Annotated in this window: 4 protein-coding genes; all 4 read right to left on the bottom strand. The window is 68.1% G+C overall.

Annotation, left to right across the window (positions count from 1 at the left end; all coding sequences use genetic code 11):
* Nucleotides 1-139: 139 nt before the first annotated feature.
* Nucleotides 140-1,069, bottom strand: a complete 930-nt coding sequence (locus tag MJ785_RS21285) for a hypothetical protein (RefSeq protein ID WP_239382601.1) — start codon at nucleotides 1,067-1,069, stop codon at nucleotides 140-142.
* Complete coding sequence (locus MJ785_RS21290; RefSeq protein WP_239382604.1) at nucleotides 1,069-1,500, bottom strand: hypothetical protein; 432 nt, start codon at nucleotides 1,498-1,500, stop codon at nucleotides 1,069-1,071. The genes MJ785_RS21285 and MJ785_RS21290 overlap by 1 nt, the downstream gene beginning before the upstream one ends.
* Entirely contained in the window at nucleotides 1,472-1,897 is a 426-nt protein-coding gene (locus MJ785_RS21295) for a hypothetical protein (RefSeq protein WP_239382606.1), read from the bottom strand. The genes MJ785_RS21290 and MJ785_RS21295 overlap by 29 nt, the downstream gene beginning before the upstream one ends.
* 329 nt (nucleotides 1,898-2,226) lie before the next feature.
* On the bottom strand, nucleotides 2,227-3,221 hold a 995-nt coding region (locus MJ785_RS21300), incomplete at its 5' end, for a type I-E CRISPR-associated protein Cas6/Cse3/CasE (RefSeq protein WP_239382608.1).

Raw genomic sequence — 3,221 nt, forward strand, 5'->3', positions numbered from 1 at the left:
CCCCAGGCCAGCGGCCCATCGAGATGGCCGTGGTGGGCGTCCCATCCGGCGATCGGTTCGGCCATGGCCGCGGTGATCCGTATCGGCTCCCATTCGGCGTCACTCGTTGTGTCGGTCGCAGTCGACCCATCCAGCAGCATCAGCCGACCGTTGCCGCGAGGAGTTCGAGGATCGCGTCGCGATGTCCGCGAAGCAGATCCTCGTGCCGGGTCCGCGCTTCGGCGATCTCGCCGAGGGGGGACAGGTCCACGTCGAGCTGGCAGCGACCAAATCCCTGCGCCGTTTTGCCGCCGAGTCGGGCGATTCGACGGTCACCGTCGTGGGGCCATGCCTCATCGACCGCGACAGCGAGGGCGTCGGCGTGCGCGCGGGTGGCGTTGTCGAGGTAGAGCGTGCCCCATAGCCGGGTGCCGGGGCGGATCACCTGCATGTCGTAGATCATCTGGGTGGTTTTGTCGAGCATCGTGACGGCATCCTCCGGACTAATCCACCGGCCCGCGCTGTGGGCGGCGTCGTGGCGGGTGCCGAACTCCTCGCCCGCCGTCTGCCCCTCCCACATCTGCGCGTGCGGAACCTCGGCAAGATCCGACGGGAGGCGCCATGCGTTCTGCGCGCACACCACATGGACATGGTCCGCGCGCAACGGCCCGGACACGATGTCGGATCTTGCCGAGTAGCCGAGCAGGCTCACCATCGGCGCCAGCGCGTCCATTCGCCGCTGGGCTTCCAGATCGATCTGGTTACCCGTCTCGGTCAACGCGCCACCCGACCACAGCAGGTCAACAACCCGTTTCGCTAGGCCGTGCTCGGGCACCTCCAGGACGCGAACGGCGTGCTCGGCGAGCGCGGCCCGTAGGTGATGGCGGACGCTGTTCCCGCTGATGAACGGGACGTCGGCGAGGGTGCCGTCACCGGCGATGACGGTCTGCCTGCGGATGAGCGTGGTGTTCCCCGAGACCCCGGCACCGTGGTGGATCGGGTCGAGGGCGACCAGGCGCAGCGGCAACCGGGCGGTTACGAGGTCAACGGCCGCCCGGTCCGGTACGGCGGTCGTAAGAATGGCGGCCATCAGAACACAATCTCCTCGGTGATAGCAGTGGGGGCGGCAGGCGTATGCGCCGCCTTCTTCTCGGCCTTACGCTTCTCCCGCTGAATACGGGCGAGCGCGACGACATAGACGGCGTTGCGACGGCAGTGACCCCGCAGCGCGGGCAGTAGCCCCGGATTGGCGTTCAGCTCCGCACCGATCTCAGAGACCGTGCGTGCAGCGTCCGGGTATAGCGCCCCGGTGATCTGGAGCTTCCGGGCGATCGCCGAGACCATGGACGGATAGTCCACGGCCGCCGCGGCGCCAGTCTCCAGCGCGGTACGGGCACGGTCCCACCAGCTGGCTACGCCGATCACGTCTACGCTGGCGCTGTCCAGCATGGCACTGAGGAGCCGGACGGATAGATCGTCGAGGCGGGCCGTATCAGGTCGGATAGGTGCTGGCGTACTCATCCATGTGCTCCTTGTTGGGGAGAAAGCAGGCGAGATGCAGAAGCGGGGAGCGGCGCAGCGCGGCGAGCCGCTCGCCACGAGCGCGCCACAGATCAATGCCGCCCGGAGCGGACAGGTGGACGACGGACGGCGCGCCGTTCTCTATCTCGGCCGAGGTGAACCCGGCCTGCCGTAGGGCGACAACACGGGCGAACGCGTTCCGAAACCGATCAGGAGTGGACACGATGTCCACCTGATCCATCCGCACCGTCCACCGGCCACCACCGTGGTTGATCCGCGCGTAGGGAACGTGGTGCTTCTGCCCCGACTCGGCGACGGATGCCAGCCACGGACCAGCAGGCGGGTCCGCGAGAGTGGCGACGACATGCCGCATGTCCGCCCGGGACGTGTAATGCACATGCCGACCCGTAGGCAGAACGCATTTCCCGGCAGACGGCGGTGCGTGCATATCCGGACGAGCCACCACCGTCCACATCCGCACAGTAGCCGGCGGCTTCCCGGAGCAGATCCATACGCAACCAGCGCAGATCCGATCCGAATCCGGCCGGGCGAGAAGATACTGATCGGTGAAGTTCCCGCCAATCGCCTTCGATGTCGGGGCAGTACGGGATTCGACCGCACCGCACATCGCGCACGGCGCCTCAACGGCGGAAAAAAGCGCGGCAGCGGCCGGCTCCGGCCTCTCGGCGAGCTCCCATACCATGCGCGGTCCAGACGCATACCCGCTCACCGGCGCATACCCGCGGCATGATGGGCGCCCTCCGGCAGGCTCCGATCGGCCCGATTCCACCGGACCTCACGCTGCGCCGCGACATGGGCGCGGAACACGTCAGCCACAGCCGGCCCGACCGTCACCGTGTGCGGCTGCGCATACCCCCAATGCCAGCGATCACACAACAGGCAGTGCCACGCCGTCGGCACGCCAGCGCCCACCGGCGGGGCTTTCCGGGCGACGGCGGCCTCCATGCAGCTCCGAGCCTCCCCCTCATCCTGGAGCCCGCGCTTGGTGATGCACTGCCGGTCCAGCACCGGCCGCCACCAGTCGAACGCCGCCATAGTGAACCCGGCCAGCCCATCCGTGGCGGTCACGCCAACATGGCAGCGCGGACACTCCACCTCGCCGAGAACAAGAATGCGCGTGGCGCACCCCGGGCAGCTCCGCGCCGGAACCGGACCATCTGGCTCCGTGGTCACGCGGACATCGAGCAGGCCGCAGCCGAATGCCCGCCCGTGACCCACTCCGCAGACCATGAACCGGCCGAGCGCCACAGGGTCGACGACTAGGCCTTCACCGGCGAACCAATGCCACACCAGTGAAATGGGCGGCCCTGCCTGTTTCCTGCCCCGAGCTGTGCCGATGTCCTGTCCGGACAGCTGCTCGACCACGACAGCCGGGGCGAGATAACCCCGAATCCAGTCGTCGCGCTGCACTTCGGGCATGGGCCTGCGGCCACGGTTTTTCTGCCCGTTGACGAGCGTCGGCCGGTTCGTCGGGTTGACCACGGTGGTGAACCGCACCCGCTGCCCGGCCCGCAGCCCACCGAGGGTCGTGTCGAGGTCGTCATGTTCGGCGGTGAGCGCGTATCCGCGCGGCAGCATTCCCGTCGTGATGGGCGCCGGTCCCTGAATGAGCAGCATCCCGGGTGACGGCCGCATCCATAGCGCACGTCCATCCAGTCCGGAAAACAGCCCGGATATTCGCTGATGCTGCCGGTAGCATC

The sequence above is a fragment of the Protofrankia sp. CiT1 genome (genome assembly GCF_917627335.1).
GTDB lineage: Bacteria > Actinomycetota > Actinomycetes > Frankiales > Frankiaceae > Protofrankia.

Coding starts and splice junctions, on each gene's coding strand:
- MJ785_RS21290 (WP_239382604.1), bottom strand. CDS start 1,500: ATGAGTACGCCAGCACCTATCCGACCTGATACGGCCCGCCTCGACGAT.
- MJ785_RS21285 (WP_239382601.1), bottom strand. CDS start 1,069: ATGGCCGCCATTCTTACGACCGCCGTACCGGACCGGGCGGCCGTTGAC.